Genomic DNA, 17,284 nt, shown 5'->3' on the forward strand with positions numbered 1-17,284 from the left:
AAACCCATTCGAAAATTTAATTTCTCACATAGTATACGGACGTAAACAGCAAATGGATCACTTTCTTGAGCAATTATTAATTGTACTTCTGAAATCCTACGTTTTAATCTGTACACCACGGGAATGGAATATTAACAGATTAAAAAAACTGTTGGAAGGATGGATTAAAGTGAGTAGAACTCAATATCAACCGACGAAAAACAAACAGCTTTCAGACGCACAAGAGGTATTATATACGAAAGAATTTAAGAAAGCTGACATGGCTGGAGGCTATCGAAAGCCAAAGGTTAGAGAGGCAAAACGTGAAGGTTAATGAATAATAACAGATTACAGTCCCTTCTTACAATATTGTAAGGGGGCTTTTTTCATGAAAGCATATCTAATTCTGAGCAACTATGAAAAAATTATAAACAACTGAAACATTTCTACACAATAAACCGTAATACTAACAGATAGAGAATAGGAGGCAATACTTATGACTGAACCAGCTATGCAACTTATTGATGTGCATAAAAAAATTGGTAAAAAAGAAATTATTAAGGGACTTTCGTTTACGATTAACAGAGGGGAAGTATTTGGCTTTATTGGCCCGAATGGTGCTGGTAAAACAACTACAATTCGAATGATGGTCGGCCTGATGAACATAACTGAAGGCGACATTCGAATCCTTGGAAACAGTATTAAGACAAACCATAAAGAAGCAATTCGTGAAGTTGGTGCGATTGTCGAAAACCCAGAGATGTATCCATTTATGAGCGGGTTGCAGAACCTTCAGCATTATGCACGAATGATTCCAGGTGTAACAAAAGATCGAATTCAAGAAGTTGTAAAATTAGTAGGTTTAGAGAAACCAATTAAAGAACGAACTGGTAAATATTCGCTTGGTATGCGTCAGCGCCTAGGTATAGCACAGGCATTATTACATAAACCTTCTGTATTAATTCTGGACGAACCAACAAACGGGCTAGACCCGGCAGGCATCCGTGAGATTCGCAAGTATATACGCAGCCTTGCAGAATCAGAGAATGTTGCTGTCATTATTTCCAGTCACTTACTTGCAGAGATCGAGCAAATGTGTGATCGAATTGGAATTATTAAAAACGGAGAATTAATTACGACGCAGCATTTGAATGAGACTTCTGATGATAAACAAGCACACCATATTAACATAGAGGTTGATCCTACTGAAAAAGCAATTGAATTATTAAAAACGCATCATGAACTAGAACCGCATCTTGTTGAGAATTCTATCTCATTTCAAGGTAATAAAAAAGACATACCTGTCTACATTCAAACACTGGTTAATAACCAGATTTCCATCTATCAGGTTGGAGTATCAAAATCTACATTAGAGGAAAAATTCTTTGATTTGATTGGAGAGAATAAAATTGAGTAATTTCTTTCAACTAGTTAAAAACGAACAAATTAAAACATATATACGTAAATCCACGTGGGCCATGTACATTATTTTGGGTATTATTATTATTGGTTTAGGTGTAATAGGCAACTTTTACGACGATATTCACCCAACCTATGAAGAAGATACGTGGCGTCAGACACTGCAGGATGAAAATGCAGAGATTAAAAAAGGTATGGAAGAAATGAAAGACAATGAAATGATGAAGGGTTTTACCGACCCTACACTTGAAAAAAACAATTACTATTTAGAAAATGATATTATGCCAGCGAACTATGATGGATGGCAATTTATCCATGAGAATGAATTCCTGCTTTCACTTGTGACATTATTTACGATTATAGTTGCAGCAGGAATTGTCGCCAATGAATATAAGTGGGGAACGATTAAGCTGTTATTAATTCGACCAATATCGCGAACAAAAATATTAGCTTCCAAATATGTTTCCGTATTGTTATTTGCTTTATGGACATTACTATTTGTACTAGTGCTTTCCTTTATTGTTGGTGCAGTATTTTTCGGAATTAACAGCTTTGATCCGCAGATAGTTACGGATGCTCGTGGGTCATTTGAACAAGTTTCAGTTATTGGTCTGATTTTTGCGGGATATGGATTACAGCTCGTTACGCTATTAGTGATGACCACGTTCGCATTAATGATTTCGACTATTTTCCGTCAAAGCTCGCTAGCAATCGGAACAGCGATTTTCCTTATGTTTGCCGGGACTGCCATTGTAGGCTTTTTCGCTGACAAAGAATGGGCAAAATATATCCTTTTTGCGAATACTGACTTAGAGCAGTATGTTACTGGTACACCTATGTTAGAAGGAATGACGCTTGGGTTCTCCATCGGTGTTCTTATTGTATATTATGTAATCTTCTTAGTGCTCACATGGTTCTTCTTCTCTAAAAGAGATGTAGCTGGTCATTAAGGAGCATTACAATTTAGTTAAGGGCAGGTTAAATTATCTTCCGAACGTTCTCATTGACGTTAAAATATGATATAAATAATAGGAATGTGTTTATACATTACTTACCTGAGGTGTTAGGAATGAAGCGTTATTTAACTACCTTGTTTATTGTACTTAGCGGAATTATATTATTCATTGGCCTGCAATTTGATTTCCGGCTAAGTGGTACCCTTTCATGGGGTCTATCATTTATCAGTTTAATATTTGCTGTTTATTTTACTAAGTATATACCAAATGAGAAGAAACCTAAGCGATCCAAATCAATGTAAAGAAGCTGTAAGCATCTATGAGATGCTTACAGCTTCTTCTATTATTTATTAATTCTGCGGGCAAAATCCACAAACCTGAACTTATCTGGTCGATGTCTTGATTCTGTGTACTGAAATAAGCTTGCGTCGTCAAGATAAACCAGACTCTTTATAACCACAATATTCGAGAATCCTTCTAAGTCAAGGTATTCTCTATCTTCAGCAGTTGGTTCCTCTACTACAATTTCTTTTCTCGCAAAACTTATTTTTAATCCGAGGTCACTTTCAAGATAACTATAGATGGAGTCTTCACAAATCGCTTCAGTAATTGATGGTACCACCGATGCGTTTAAAAAATCTTTATCAAGAATAACCTTCTCTCCATCAATAATACGAGTTCGAGTTACAGACCAAACTTTTTCCGATTGCTTAAGCTGCAGCAATTGCTGTAATTTTTCTGCAGCAACCGCAAGACCAAGTTCATGTACAACCGTCCTGGTTGTAACCTGAAGCTTCGCAGCTAATTCTTTGAAACTTACAATGCCCGACACAGGAAAATCAAATTTATTCATGTTAATTACGACGGACCCTTTTCCCCTGATTTTCTGAATATACCCATCCTGCGCTAATAGATTCAACGCTTTGCGAATTGTTTCTCTCGATGTAGAATACGCTTCGGTCATTTCATTTTCAGATGGAAGTAAGGATTGCTCCGCCCATTCGTTGTCGCTTATTTTTTTCACAAGGTCCTGGTATATAGTCATGTATTTCTTCTGCACGGCTACTCTCCAGTTGGTGTCTCATATACAATCGATTCATACGGTCTTAAAGTAAGGTTGTTTAGACCTGTATCAGAAGAATCGCTGTAATTTGAAACGACCACATTACCTTCTGTGAAAGGCAATTCTATTGTGATTTCATCTTCGTAGAAATTATTAATAATCGTGAGCGTTTTACCCTTAAAGTTACGGGAATAAGCAAAAATCTGCGGATGATTCTTAAACAATAACTGATAATCACCATACGTCATAATATCCATACTTTTTCTCAGCTTGATTAGCTTCTGATAATGATAAAAAACGGAATCTTGATCCTGCAGCGCCTGTTCCGTATTGATGTGCGGATAGTTATCTGCCACAGAAATCCATGGCGTTCCGTTTGTAAATCCTGCATGATTAGCTTCCGACCATTGCATTGGTGTACGTGCATTGTCGCGTGATTTTTGCTGAAGGATCGCTATAATTTCTTCATCCGATTTTCCATTTGCTTTTAATTCGTTATAAGCATTTAAGGACTCTACATCACGATAATCTTCGAGGCTTGAGAACCTTGGATTAGTCATCCCGATTTCTTCACCCTGATAAATATATGGTGTCCCCTGCATCATATGGATAGTCGTCGCGAGCATTTTTGCTGACTCAACCCGGTAAGCGGAATCGCTGCCGAACCTTGAGACTGCACGCGGCTGATCATGGTTACACCAGAATAATGCATTCCACCCATTTCCTTCATGCATACCTACCTGCCAATCAGAAAGTATTTGTTTTAATGCTTGAAAATCGAATGGAGCTGTTGCCCATTTCTGTCCGTTTGGATAATCTACCTTTAAGTGATGAAACTGAAAGGTCATGTCCAATTCATTACGATCAGGATTCGTATAGCGCGTACAATTTTCAAGCGTAGTTGATGACATTTCGCCAACAGTCATCATGTCACGTTTTGAAAACACGGCCTGATTCATCTCGTGCAAATATTCATGAATTTTTGGTCCATCTGTGTAATGCTTTCGTCCATCACCTTCATGGTCGTCAGGAAAGCTCTGGTCTTTCGAGATAAGGTTTATAACATCTAAACGGAAGCCATCGATTCCTTTATCTGCCCAAAAATGCATCATATCGTACAGCTTTTCACGAACTGTTTCGTTTTTCCAGTTCAAGTCTGCTTGCGTCTTATCAAACAGATGGAGAAAGTACTGATCCGTTCCTTTATCATATTTCCATGCAGAACCGCCAAACTTAGATTTCCAGTTGGTTGGCTCTGCGTTATTTTTTGCATCTTTCCATATATAAAAGTCGCGATATGGATTGTCTTTCGATTTAGCAGATTCAACGAACCATTGATTTTCAGTGGACGTATGATTGATTACTAAGTCCATAATTAATTTCATTCCACGTTTATGTGTTTCGTGAAGCAATTCATCAAAATCAGCCATTGTCCCGTACATTTCATCAATTGAAAAATAGTCACTGATGTCATAGCCATTATCTTTTTGCGGTGATTGGTAAACTGGTGTCAGCCATAAAACATCGACACCCAGCTTATTCAAATAATCAAGCCGGGAGATAATCCCTTGAATATCACCTAAGCCATTACCAGTGGTATCCTGAAAGCTCTTTGGATAAATCTGATATACTACTGCCTTTTTCCACCACGGTTCTGTCATTTGAAACACCTCGTTGTATTATTTTTCTAGTTTCCGTAAAGCGATTAAATACGTAATTAAGAATGGAATTACAACAACCACAGCCATTCCGATAAAGAACGAGCCCATCGCATCCTGTATGGATAGGAATCCTGGGATACCTCCGATACCAATTGATTCGGCATTCACACCTTGAAACGTTATAAAAGCTCCAGCTATTGACGAACCAATAACTGCCGCCACAAATGGATATTTAAAGCGTAAATTCACACCAAACATAGCCGGTTCGGTGATTCCAAGCCATGCCGAGATGCCTGAAGTTAGTGATAGACCCTTTAGTTTATCATTCTTCGCTGCTAGCCAAATTGCAAATGCTGCTGCACCTTGTGCAATGTTGGACAGCGCTAATATCGGCCATAGGAATGTACTTCCTGTGGATCCAATCAACTGCACGTCAACTGCCAATAATGTGTGGTGCATACCTGTAATAACTAATGGAGCATAAATCGCACCATAGACAAGTCCCCCGACAATCGGGAATGTGTCAAACATGAATACAATTCCGTCTGTAATAGAATTTCCGATTGCGAACATAATTGGACCAATTAACACGAAAGTTAAAAATCCTGTCACAAGCAATGCAACTGGTGGAACGATTAACAATTGTAAGGAATCGATAACTTTTTTCCTCATAAACACTTCAATTTTTGCTAAAACATAAGAAGCAAATAATACTGGGAGAACCTGACCCTGATAACCTATCTTATCTACTTCAAATCCAAATAGGTTCCATTTAGGAATCGTTCCTTCTTTCAATGCGTCACCATAAGCATACGCATTCAGTAAATCAGGGTGTACCATCATCAAACCAAGGACAATACCAAGAATTGGACTCCCTCCGAACTTCTTCACCGCTGCCCAACCAATCAGTGCGGGTAAGAAGACTAAGGCTGTATTCGCGATAATATTAATCATACTTGCAATTCCAGCCCATTCTGGGTGAACCTCAACTATCGATGCATCCTCATAGAATACTGGATTAACCAAAATATTATTAATACCCATTAATAAACCAGCAGTTACAATAGCTGGAAGGATAGGTATGAAAATGTCAGCTAACGTTTTAATTCCTCGCTGCAGTGGATTTTGTTTTTGCGCACTGGCAGCTTTCACATCGTCTTTACTCGCTTCCTCCATACCAGTCTCTTTTATCATTGCAGCATAAACTTTATCAACCGTACCTTGTCCAATTACGACCTGGAACTGACCATTAGATAAAAAAGATCCTTTTACAATATCAAGGTTTTCCAGTGCTTCTTTATCAACCTTGTCCTGATCAGCTAAAGCAAAACGAAGTCTTGTAACACAATGTGTTGCAACATTTATGTTCTCTTTGCCACCAATTGCAGCCACAATATCCTGCGCATCTTTACTATGTCCACTTGTTTTGCTGCTTTTGGTTTTACGTTTTAAAGCGGTATGAAATAAAATGGATTTACCTGCTTGAACCACACTGTCTTCTGTTTTATCAAGCATCTCCAGTACGTCTCCATTTGTAATAATTACAGGAGTAATTGTACTTTTAGCTTTTTCTTTAATGAAATCTAAGTCAAAGGTTATAAGCGGATCTCCAGCCTTTACTTTATCTCCTTGTGCCACATGCGCTTCAAAACCTTCGCCATCAAGCGCAACTGTTTCCAAACCGATGTGTATTAAAACCTCAACACCCGATTCATTTTCAAGGCCAACCGCATGCTTTGTCGGAAATAAATTAACAACTGTACCATCAAAAGGTGCAACTACTTTACCGTCTGTTGGTTCAATCGCCAGTCCGTCACCCATCATTTTTTCCGAAAAAGTAGGATCTGGAACAGCTTCTAATTGCTTAATTTGCCCATTAATGGGGGCATAAATAATTTCTTTATTATTACTCATAGAAAGGACTCCCTTTTCACTATTAATTATTAACTTGTATATACATGTTCCAGAAAACAGTATAACTTGTATATACATGTTTTGCAAGGGCTTTCATTCGACAACAACTTTTTGAGTGCAAGATTTATTCACTCCACTTTTGCACATAGATAATCTTGCTGAATTCAATAAACCGCAGTACTTGTAGCATTGAAATATGGATTTCCACAAAACTTGTAGCTATTTACTTTGTCGTAATTGATGTAAGCTGCGACATAACTTCCCACTTTTGAAATAAACTGCGATGTAACAGCAACGAGATTTCCGCTGATGACAGTCGCTTTCCGCGGGCGGCTGGTGAGCCTCCTCGTGCTGTCGCACTCCGGGGTCTCACCTATGCCTTTCCTCCCGCAGGAGTCGACTGCCATCCGCTCCAATCTCTAGATTAGAGTTTGATGTCACGGATTTATAAGATCCGATCCACCCTCGATCGCTATATCTCTCTCAGAATGCAATAGTTTACAGCAAAGACATAAACAGCTTTACCAGTCCTGGTGAGCGGAGGGCGGTGACTCCTGCGGGAACAGCACGAGTCTGAAGGCCCCGCAGAGTGGGTTTGAAGTGACCCCGAAAAGTTGGACAGATTTTTCGTTAAGCTGCTTGTTGGGAAAGAGTTCGGTATTGAATCGGACTCTTTCCTTTTAATTTTGTTTTTATTCGTTTGTTATTATAGTAATCCATATATTCTACTAGCTCTTGTTTGAAGTGATCTATGCTTTCAAATTGGTTGAGATAAAGAAATTCAGATTTCATAATTCCGAAGAAATTTTCAATAACGGCGTTGTCATAACAGTTTCCTTTTCGTGACATACTTTGTGTGATGCCACGTTCCTCTAGAGCTTGGCGGTATTTTTTCATCTGGTAGTGCCACCCCTGATCCGAGTGGATAATCAGTTCATCATTATCCGTGATGCGCTCCAAAGACGCTTCTAACATGTCGGAGACTAGGGAGTAGGTTGGTCTAGAACCAATCGTGTAGGAGATAATTTCGCCATTAAATAAATCAAGAACAGGAGATAAGTAAAGTTTCTCTCCGAATAATTTAAATTCTGTAATGTCGGTCACCCATTTTTCATTTGGTTTTTCCGCCTTGAAATCGCGATTTAAGATATTGGGAGCAGTCTTACCAACTTTGCCCTTATACGAACGGTATTTCTTTATGCGAACAAGGCTTTTCAAGCCTAACGCCTTCATTAATCGCTGCACTTTTTTGTGATTCACTAGGTATCCCTTATTTGCTAATTCTAATTGAATGCGACGATAGCCATACCGTCCATCATGTTCATGATAAATCGATTGGATCAATGACTTTAATGTGGTATCTTTGTCAGCTCGATTAAATGTTTTTACCCAGTAGTAGTAGGTACTCCGCGGAATACCTGCCAACTTTATAAGTTTTTTTACCGCGAATTCGACCCTTAGTTCATAGACTACTTTCGCTTTGTCTTGTTTGGTGATTTTTCCTTGTTTTGAACTAAGGCTCTCAACTTTTTTAGATAGGCATTCTCCATACGCAAGTGTTCCAGTTCTTTTTGCATTTCCTCTATAGGATCCTTAGCAGGTTTTTCATTCTTCGAATTTTTCTTTTGATGTGCTGTCATATGGGGATTCCCCTTCCGTGTTGGTTTAAGGGCATCGAATCCACCAGTCTCCCACTTTTTCTTCCACTTCCGAACCATAGCAGGATCAGGAATGTGGAAGATCGCCGATGCCTCTCGAAGAGAGAAATTCTTCTCTTCAATAAACGTAATTATATCTAGCTTAAAGGCTGGCGTATAGTTTGTATAGGGAAATTGAAAAGCTTGATTTCCATGATACTCATATAATTTTACCCAATAGCGTAATACAGATTCGTCAATCCCGCTTTCTTTCGCTAAGCCCCGATAACTATAACTCTCTTTTATATAACGTTGCACAACATCGTGTTTTTCCTTCTCTGTCATCTTTCTCATCCAGGCACCTCCTATTGTTAATTGGGTGTCCAACTATAGGGGTGCACTGCATTTTCTCGAGGAGACTGAAGCCGTGCCCGCGGAAAGCATCCGCCCGCAGCGATCCTGGACGGCAGCTTTAGAGTATATTTAAGAATAAACCTAATGTTACATCGCAGTATATAGATTTTGTGTCAACTGCAGCAATGGAGTGCGGGTTTATTCAGCTATTTCAGTCCCTGAAAATTTCGTTATTCTCCTTTCGGTACAAAAATCAATTTATCATCGTTCTCCGCTGCATTTCCTCGACCATCTGTATTATTGGTTATAAAATATATTCCATTTTCAGCTGCAAATACATCTCGCACTCGTCCTATTCCATCCATAATCAGTTCAACCTGTTCAGTGTCAGGGTTAAACCTGCGAACTCCTTCTCCTCTTAAAGAGGCAAAATAGAAATGACCTTTAAAATAAGCCATGCCAGATGGTGCCCAAGTTGATTTTCCTGAATGGACAATCGGTTCAGTCATACCTTTCTTTGACTCGTCTCCACGGATTACTGGCCATCCGTAGTTTTGACCTTTTTCAATTTTATTAATTTCATCGAAGGCGCTTGATCCATGTTCTGTTGCATAAAGCGAATTATTTTCATCCCAGGATAATCCTTGGGGATTTCGGTGGCCATACGTAAAGACATATGAATTATCGAATGGGTTGTCTGTGGGAATGGAACCATCCATATTCATTCGTACTATCTTTCCAGCAAGGCTATTCAAATCCTGTGCGCTTTTCTCATTAGTAGCATCACCTGTTGTAATGTATAATTTCTGGTCAGGACCAATCGCTATTCTTCCACCTTGATGAAACTCTCCCCCAGGAATTTCATCCAATAGGATCTCCGTCTCCACCCAAGAGGCGTCCGTTTCTTTCATTTTGATTACACGCTGAAAGTAGCTTCCATTTTCCTGATAGGAGTAATAGGCATATGCCACATTCTTTTCTGCAAAATTTGATGGAATTGCAATGCCTAATAGCCCTGCTTCAGACTGATTTGAAATATTCTTTTCAAAATTAACTGCCTTTCTTGCCTGCACACCATCCTTTACAATTACAATTGAACCAGTCCGTTCACTGATATAAAACGTACCATCCACTCGCTGAATTTCCCATGGAACCTTTAAATTTTCGGCAATAACTTTCATCTTTGCTCTCGTTTCTTCCTCCGGTTCAACAGTTTCCTCCGTCGGTTCTGAACAACCGACCAATAAAACAAAAACGAAAGATAAAGCAAAAAGTACCCGCATGATCCACTACCTCCTACTGCCTGTATACTTCAATCTTAATTATGGTCTTCCCTTCCAAATACAAAAATAACCCTAATGAGGTGATACCTCATTAGGGTTATTCGTTTTATTAACCGATATTCGTTTTCTTTGCTGCCTTTTCACGTTCGTTTTTATTCAAAATCTTTTTACGCAAACGAATTGATTCAGGGGTAACTTCACAATATTCATCGTCATTCAAGTACTCAATTGATTCCTCGAGTGACATTACTCTTGTTTTTCTGATTGTAGACGTTTGGTCTTTGTTTGCTGAACGAACGTTTGTTAAATGTTTTTCTTTCGTGATATTAACAGTTAAATCGTTGTCGCGGTTATGTTCCCCAACGATCATACCTGCGTACAGCTCTGTACCTGGTTCAACAAAAATCACACCACGGTCTTCCAGCTGCATGATGCCGTATGTTGAAGCTTTTCCATTTTCAAGTCCAACAAGAACACCTTTCGATCTGCCGCCAACTTGACCTTTAACAAGTGGTTCATATGCTTCAAACGTATGGTTTAATATACCGTAACCACGTGTTTGGGACATGAACTCAGTAGAATAACCGATTAATCCACGTGAAGGAACCTTAAAGTCGATACGAACTTGACCATTACCATGGTTAATCATATCAATCATTTCACCTTTACGGGCTCCAAGTGATTCCATAACGCCACCAGTGTATTCTTCAGGAACGTCTACTTGCACACGCTCAATTGGTTCACATTTCTGTCCGTCAATTTCTTTGATAATTACTTGCGGCTTAGAAAGCTGTAATTCATAGCCCTCACGTCGCATATTTTCAATCAGGATAGATAAGTGTAATTCTCCACGACCGGAAACAATCCATGCGTCAGGTGAATCTGTCGGATCAACCCGAAGACTTACATCGGTTTCCAACTGTTTCAATAAACGCTCTTCAATTCTTCTTGACGTGATATATTTACCTTCTCTACCTGCAAATGGACTATTATTTGTTAAGAAAGTCATTTGTAAAGTTGGCTCATCAATACGTAAGAATGGTAATGCTTCTGGATGATCCTGCGGGCAAATTGTTTCCCCAACATTGATATCCTCAAGACCAGCAATAGCAACAATATCTCCTGCTTTTGCTTCTTGTATTTCAATACGCTTCAATCCGATGAAACCAAACAATTTTGTTATACGTGAAGCTTTTTGTGTGCCGTCTTCCTTCATAAGAACAACTTGCTGTCCTACTTTAATAGTTCCACGGAAAACACGACCGACACCAATTCTTCCAACATAATCATTATAATCAAGTAACGCTACCTGAAATTGTAATGGTTCATCCGAAGTATCGGCTGGTGCTGGAATGTTTTCAAGAATAGTCTTGAATACTGGATCCATTGTTTCCTGTTGTTCATCCGGTTCATCACTTGATGTACCGTTCAATGCTGACGCATAGACAACAGGGAATTCCAATTGTTCATCATCCGCTCCAAGTTCGATGAATAGATCTAATACCTCATCGATTACTTCATTCGGACGAGCTCCTGGTCTGTCAATTTTATTTAAAACTACTACTGGAGTAAGTTTTTGTTCTAATGCTTTCTTTAAAACAAATCTTGTTTGTGGCATACATCCTTCATACGCATCAACGACTAATAATACACCGTCAACCATTTTCATGATACGTTCCACTTCTCCACCAAAATCGGCATGACCTGGGGTATCTAAAATATTGATCGCTAAGTCATTATATTTAATCGCTGTGTTTTTAGCGAGAATCGTAATTCCGCGCTCACGCTCAATATCATTGGAATCCATAGCTCTATCTTCCACTTGTTCATTTTCACGAAAAGTACCCGAGTATTTTAGTAATTGATCCACAAGTGTTGTTTTACCATGATCAACATGGGCGATAATCGCGATATTCCGTACATCTTCTCTTAATTGCATATTAGTACGCTCCTCTTCCGTTACAGATAACTCAAACTATAACATTATATCACAGTTTCTCATTATTTCAAAATTTTCTTTTCAGGAAAGGCAATAATGAATTTTGCCCCACCAAGATCTGACGTTCCAACAGTTATATTACCACCTGACTGTTCTACAATCGCACGTGCAATAGCTAGTCCGAGCCCAGTTTCTCCTTGCTTCCCTTTAATGAAGCGATGGAAAATATGAGGGATTAGTTCCTTATCAATCCCTTCCCCATCATCCTCAATACTAATCGTAATCATTCGATTTATTTGCCGAGCGGTAATAAACACTTGTGAGTTTGCATGACGAATCCCATTAAACGTTATATTTAAAAAGGCTCGCAGCAGCTTTTCAGGATCTGCAAAGACATAAAGTGTTTCATCTACCTGGTTTGAAATCTGAATTCCTTTTTCATTTGTTATTGGCAGCGCACGATCCATTACCTGGTCCACTATATCCTTTAAATATATATCCTCGGGTTCATACGAGGTTTGTTCTGAATCGAGCTTCGCCAAAAGAATCATTTCATTTATGATCTTCTTTAATCTGCTAACCTCGGTCACCATAACTTCAAGCCCTTTTTCCTTCTCTGCCTGATCAAAGATATCGTCGCGAATTCCTTCTGCATATCCTTGTATCGTCATTAATGGTGTTTTTAATTCATGACTGGCGTTCTGGAAAAACGTTTGCTGTGACTTCATATACCGCTGCAATTCATTCGCCATTTCAAAAACACTTTCTTCTACCTCTTTAATTTCGCCTGTAGCTTTTATTGATTCAATCTTATCAAATTGTCGTTTTTCAACTTTTTTTAGCTGCCATTTTAAACGGGTTAACGGCGTAACTAATTTATTTGTGAAAAAATAACTTAAAATCACAGCGAAAATAGCTCCTACCACAAAAACAATAAACAGCTTACTGATAAAGTTCTGTTGGACTGCCTGCAGTTCGTCTAATGGCGTTAAAAGAATTAATTCAAGCCCAGTAGCTTCCGGATAAAAAAGAATTCTTGAGGTGACATACTTATCATTCCCAAAACTCCATAATTCTTTATCTGTATTTGAAAAATCATTATCAGATAAAAAACCTTTAATAATCTGCTCAGACATCGTGGCATCAAGTACCTGATTCTCTGCACGATTATACAAGATTATCTGCAGATTTTGATCCTCCAGAAATCCACTGAATTGATCAACCCTTGGCTGGTCACTCTCCCTGTTCAGCAATTGGACAAGAATCTCTCCTTTTTGTTCCAATTCCGCCTTCTCGTCTTGTATGAGTAAATCCAGAATTAAGGAATAAATAACAAATCCTGTCACAGACATAATGATGAGAAGTAAGGTTGTAAAAGCAATATTTAACTGATATTGAAGTTTCATACCTATTCCTCTTCACTTCGCAGACGATATCCATAACCCCAGACTGTTTCAAGCTGAATATCATCCAGTTTTTTGCGGATGCGTTTTATTAAGTCGTCGACTGCTCTGTCACTGCCAAAGTAATCGTCACCCCAGATTTTGACTAACAACTCTTCTCTTGAGAAGGCACGATTTACGTTTTCTGTAAATAAAAGCAGCATCTCGTATTCCTTCGTAGTAATTTCAATTTCCTGTCCTTTCCAGAACAGGCGACGATCATTCTTCCGGATAAGCATGTTACCTAGCTTAATTTTATCCAGCTCCTGTTCATTCTCTTGGGCTGCAGGTTTTGATCGTTTAAATAACCGCTTTACTCGAGCCACTAGTTCACGAGGACTAAATGGTTTTGTTAAATAATCGTCCCCTCCTAATTCAATTCCGAGTATTTTATCAATCTCTTCATCCTTTGCAGAGATAATAATAATAGGGACATCGCTCTCTTCTCGAATCTTTTTACAAAAATCATACCCGTCCATTCCTGGAAGCATTATATCTAAAATCCACATATCAGGTGGTTGCGTTTCCCATAATTCCCATGCGTTTTCTGCTGTGTCTGATACGGTTATCGTAAATCCTTCTTTTTTTAAATATGCTGAAACTATATTCTGGATATTCGGATCATCTTCCACAACACCAATATGATAATTCATGATTAAACACTCCCTCTTCACTTTTTTTCTCTAGGTATATTTTTACATAACTAGCGCCCTGTGCATACTAATATGGAAACACAATCTTCTAAAAAACATTTGAAATGTTTTAGAAAGCAGCTGACGTGAAATGGTATCTTACATACTTTTTCCACATTTATAACAAAGTAATGCCGAAGAAACCGTGTAGTATATGGAATATAGAAAGAAGCAAAAGCGCTGTAGACATAGGCGCTAGAGCTAATACACGTAAAAGGGTGATAGTTAATGGAACGTAATGATAATTACAATGAGAATCAAGAAGAATCTCATATTGATCAAATAAATCTTAATGACGACGACACAACAGAAACAAGGTACCAACGGAAAGAAAAAAACCCGGGTTTAACTAAACCTACTCAACCTCAAAGTAAAGAACCAAAACAAAAAAAATCTGGTGCCGGTGTTTTATTTGGCGGATTAATAGGTGGAATCATCGCAGCAGTGGTAGTTGTGCTATTATTCACAAACAATGTTATCCCGTTGAATAACAGCAGTAATGATAGCTCAACAAGTGCTCAGGATAGTGGAGCACCTGAAATAGCTCAAACCGTTGCTACTGGAGATGCTGATGTATCTACAAACTTAGAAGAAGTGGCCGAAGCAGTCGTAGGCATCTCAAACATCCAGCAGCAAAATGTATGGTCACCTGGTCAGAAAGCTGGAACTGGATCAGGTATTATTTATAAAAAAGTAGACGGAAAAGCATATGTTGTTACAAACAATCATGTGGTAGAAGGTGCAGAAAAAGTTAATGTGGTATTAAGTAACGATGTTCAAATAGAGGCAAAAGTACTTGGAACAGATCCATTTACTGATTTAGCAGTATTAGAGATTGACGGCAGTAAAATTGATACAGTTGCAAAACTTGGTTCATCTGAAAATACGAAAGTTGCAGAAACAGTATTTGCAATCGGGAATCCACTTGGTGAGAATTTCGCTAACTCTGTTACAAAGGGTATTATAAGTGGTAAAGACCGTTCAGTTAGCATCGACACGAATAAAGACAACCAGCCAGATTGGGTTACACAAGTACTTCAGACAGATGCAGCGATTAACCCTGGAAATAGTGGTGGAGCGCTAGTAAACACGGATGGAGAGGTAATTGGAATCAACTCCATGAAAATTGCAAAAGAATCAGTAGAAGGAATCGGCTTTGCCATTCCAATCGATGAAGCACTTCCAATTATGAAGCAGTTGAAAGAAGAAGGTGACGTAGCTCGTCCGTTTATCGGAATCAGTACAGCATCCCTTCAGCAGGTTCCGGCACAATATCGCGGACAAATTGAACTACCAGAAGGAATCCAAAACGGAATGGTAGTGGCAAAGGTACAATCTGGATCACCTGCTGATGAAGCAGGACTGCAGCAGTTCGATATCATTTCAAAAATTAACGGTCAGGAAATAACTTCAATTTTAGATTTACGTAAGTATTTATATACAGAAACTAAGATTGGTGACACTGTTGAAATAGAAATTTTCCGAAATGGTGAAGCACAGACAGTTGAACTGACATTAGTAGAACGCGCATTACAAGAGCAGGCACAGGAACAACCACAACAACAATAAAAAAATTATTGTGTCAAGCATGGCGCAGTTTCTAAACAGGGAAAAGGATGATCCAATTTGGGTCATCCTTTTTTCTTCTCCATAACTATACAAAATACAAGGATTTTCAGAAGACAATGTCGAATATAATTAGAGTAAGTATCTAATACATATTAAAGGAAGTGAGTTTTATGCAATGTCCTAACTGCTTTCAGCAAACGGAACAAGGTAAATTCTGCACGAACTGCGGTGCGCTGATTCCTGAGAGTGAGCAGGATTCTTCAGAAGAAACTGCTGCTTCTGTTGACTCCGAGCACACGGATCACACCCCTCAGTCTAACGACGATACGAACCATACCAATGCAGCAGCAGAAAAGATAAAAGCAATGTCGGCTAATTTCGGTCATTTTTTTCTTGCGATAATAAAAAAACCAAGTGATGTTAACCGTGCAAATGAAAATGATTTCGTATCTGGTATTTTCTCAATTGCAATTTATTCCTTGCTGTTTGCTATAGGCTATTACATGATAGTTGATAGCTTATTTGGGCTGATTTATGGCAATAGGATTGGGATACCCAACAATCCATCTACACCTGCGCAGTCCCTACCATTTAAGGATGGTTTATTATGGCCATTCCTTAAGTTAAATGTTTTATTCTTGGTTTTTATTGGTCTGACTTTTGCTGCCTTACGATTGGTAGGCAATGGTTACGCCTTTCGCTCCACTGTTGCGAAATATGGTGGTTACTTAATGCCTTTGACACTGTTACTGATAGTCGGCTATTTTTTAGTGTACATTAGTCTTTATTTTATTGGTGCAATAGTTATTTCAGCTAGTATTTTAGGTGCAATCCTCATTGTTCCAACGCTCATTCTGCTAGAACAGCCACCCAAAGTCTTTGATCGTATTTATTTATTAATTGTGATTTATATTCTGAATATGCTTGCTGCTTGCCTAATAATGAAGTCAGCAATTACGGCAGCTGCACAGTTATTAAATCCATTCACAGGCGGAATGATGGGTCCATAACATAAAAAACTCTTGTCAGATATAATGGCAAGAGTTTTTAATTATGTTTGAATAGCTTAGCTGCAAAACTCGATTAAAAGCATAGTTGTAGTTGACAAAATCTCTATACTGCGACTTAACAGTTGGTTATTTTCCACGATGAATCAGCAACGAGATTTCCGCTGATGGCAGTCGCTCACCTTAGGGCGGCTGGTGAGCCTCGTAGCCACTGAAAAGTTGTGTGTGGCACGAAATATGTGGATCTATTTTCGCATCTTCGAATATACTACGCTTTCCGTGGGCACGGCTTCAGCTTCCTCGGATAAGCAAAAACCGCTTTCCTGCGGGATCTTCAGCTCGCGTTGTTCCCACAGGATAAGGAAAGCT

General features: G+C 38.7%; 14 protein-coding genes. 6 read left to right on the plus strand and 8 right to left on the minus strand.

Going from position 1 to position 17,284, the window contains the following annotated elements:
• Positions 1-169 precede the first annotated feature (169 nt).
• The 4 genes from VBD025_RS01765 (at position 170) to VBD025_RS01780 (ending at position 2,656) form a co-directional block, all read left to right on the plus strand.
• Entirely contained in the window at positions 170-313 is a 144-nt protein-coding gene (locus VBD025_RS01765; protein ID WP_430788716.1) for a YfhE family protein, read from the plus strand.
• 162 nt (positions 314-475) lie between these two features.
• Positions 476-1,396, plus strand: a complete 921-nt coding sequence (locus VBD025_RS01770; RefSeq protein WP_430788718.1) for an ABC transporter ATP-binding protein — start codon at positions 476-478, stop codon at positions 1,394-1,396.
• Positions 1,389-2,348 (plus strand): ABC transporter permease, encoded by a 960-nt coding sequence (locus VBD025_RS01775; protein ID WP_430788720.1) that lies wholly within the window; start codon positions 1,389-1,391, stop codon positions 2,346-2,348. The genes VBD025_RS01770 and VBD025_RS01775 overlap by 8 nt, the downstream gene beginning before the upstream one ends.
• Positions 2,349-2,467: 119 nt before the next feature.
• Positions 2,468-2,656, plus strand: coding sequence for a hypothetical protein (locus tag VBD025_RS01780; protein ID WP_430788722.1), 189 nt, complete (start codon positions 2,468-2,470; stop codon positions 2,654-2,656).
• Between the two features lie 41 nt (positions 2,657-2,697).
• On the opposite strand, the gene treR is transcribed toward VBD025_RS01780, so the two are convergent.
• From treR to VBD025_RS01820, 8 genes are all read right to left on the minus strand, one after another.
• Entirely contained in the window at positions 2,698-3,414 is a 717-nt protein-coding gene (treR, locus tag VBD025_RS01785) for a trehalose operon repressor (RefSeq protein WP_430788724.1), read from the minus strand.
• Between the two features lie 2 nt (positions 3,415-3,416).
• A complete protein-coding gene (gene treC / locus VBD025_RS01790) occupies positions 3,417-5,078 on the minus strand; it encodes an alpha,alpha-phosphotrehalase (RefSeq protein WP_430788726.1) in 1,662 nt (553 codons plus the stop codon).
• A gap of 18 nt (positions 5,079-5,096) precedes the next feature.
• Entirely contained in the window at positions 5,097-6,992 is a 1,896-nt protein-coding gene (gene treP, locus VBD025_RS01795; RefSeq protein ID WP_430788728.1) for a PTS system trehalose-specific EIIBC component, read from the minus strand.
• Between the two features lie 630 nt (positions 6,993-7,622).
• A protein-coding gene (locus VBD025_RS01800; protein WP_430787785.1) for an IS3 family transposase occupies positions 7,623-8,983 on the minus strand; the annotation gives its coding sequence in 2 pieces (ribosomal slippage) (positions 7,623-8,527 and positions 8,527-8,983; 1,362 coding nt in all).
• A 230-nt stretch (positions 8,984-9,213) separates the two neighbouring features.
• On the minus strand, positions 9,214-10,266 hold the full coding sequence (locus VBD025_RS01805; protein WP_430788730.1) for a PQQ-dependent sugar dehydrogenase: 1,053 nt from the start codon (positions 10,264-10,266) through the stop codon (positions 9,214-9,216).
• Positions 10,267-10,375: 109 nt separating this feature from the next.
• Entirely contained in the window at positions 10,376-12,205 is a 1,830-nt protein-coding gene (typA, locus tag VBD025_RS01810; RefSeq protein WP_430788732.1) for a translational GTPase TypA, read from the minus strand.
• A gap of 62 nt (positions 12,206-12,267) precedes the next feature.
• Entirely contained in the window at positions 12,268-13,611 is a 1,344-nt protein-coding gene (locus VBD025_RS01815) for a sensor histidine kinase (RefSeq protein WP_430788734.1), read from the minus strand.
• A 2-nt stretch (positions 13,612-13,613) separates the two neighbouring features.
• Entirely contained in the window at positions 13,614-14,300 is a 687-nt protein-coding gene (locus VBD025_RS01820) for a response regulator transcription factor (RefSeq protein WP_430788736.1), read from the minus strand.
• A 267-nt stretch (positions 14,301-14,567) separates the two neighbouring features.
• Between VBD025_RS01820 and VBD025_RS01825 the strand changes: the two genes are divergently transcribed.
• Positions 14,568-15,908: a S1C family serine protease gene (locus VBD025_RS01825; protein ID WP_430788738.1), complete on the plus strand. Its 1,341-nt coding sequence runs from the start codon at positions 14,568-14,570 to the stop codon at positions 15,906-15,908.
• 170 nt (positions 15,909-16,078) lie between these two features.
• On the plus strand, positions 16,079-16,918 hold the full coding sequence (locus tag VBD025_RS01830) for a hypothetical protein (RefSeq protein WP_430788740.1): 840 nt from the start codon (positions 16,079-16,081) through the stop codon (positions 16,916-16,918).
• Positions 16,919-17,284: the final 366 nt, after the last annotated feature.

The organism is Virgibacillus flavescens, assembly GCF_050574275.1.
Taxonomy (GTDB): domain Bacteria; phylum Bacillota; class Bacilli; order Bacillales; family Amphibacillaceae; genus Virgibacillus_F; species Virgibacillus_F flavescens.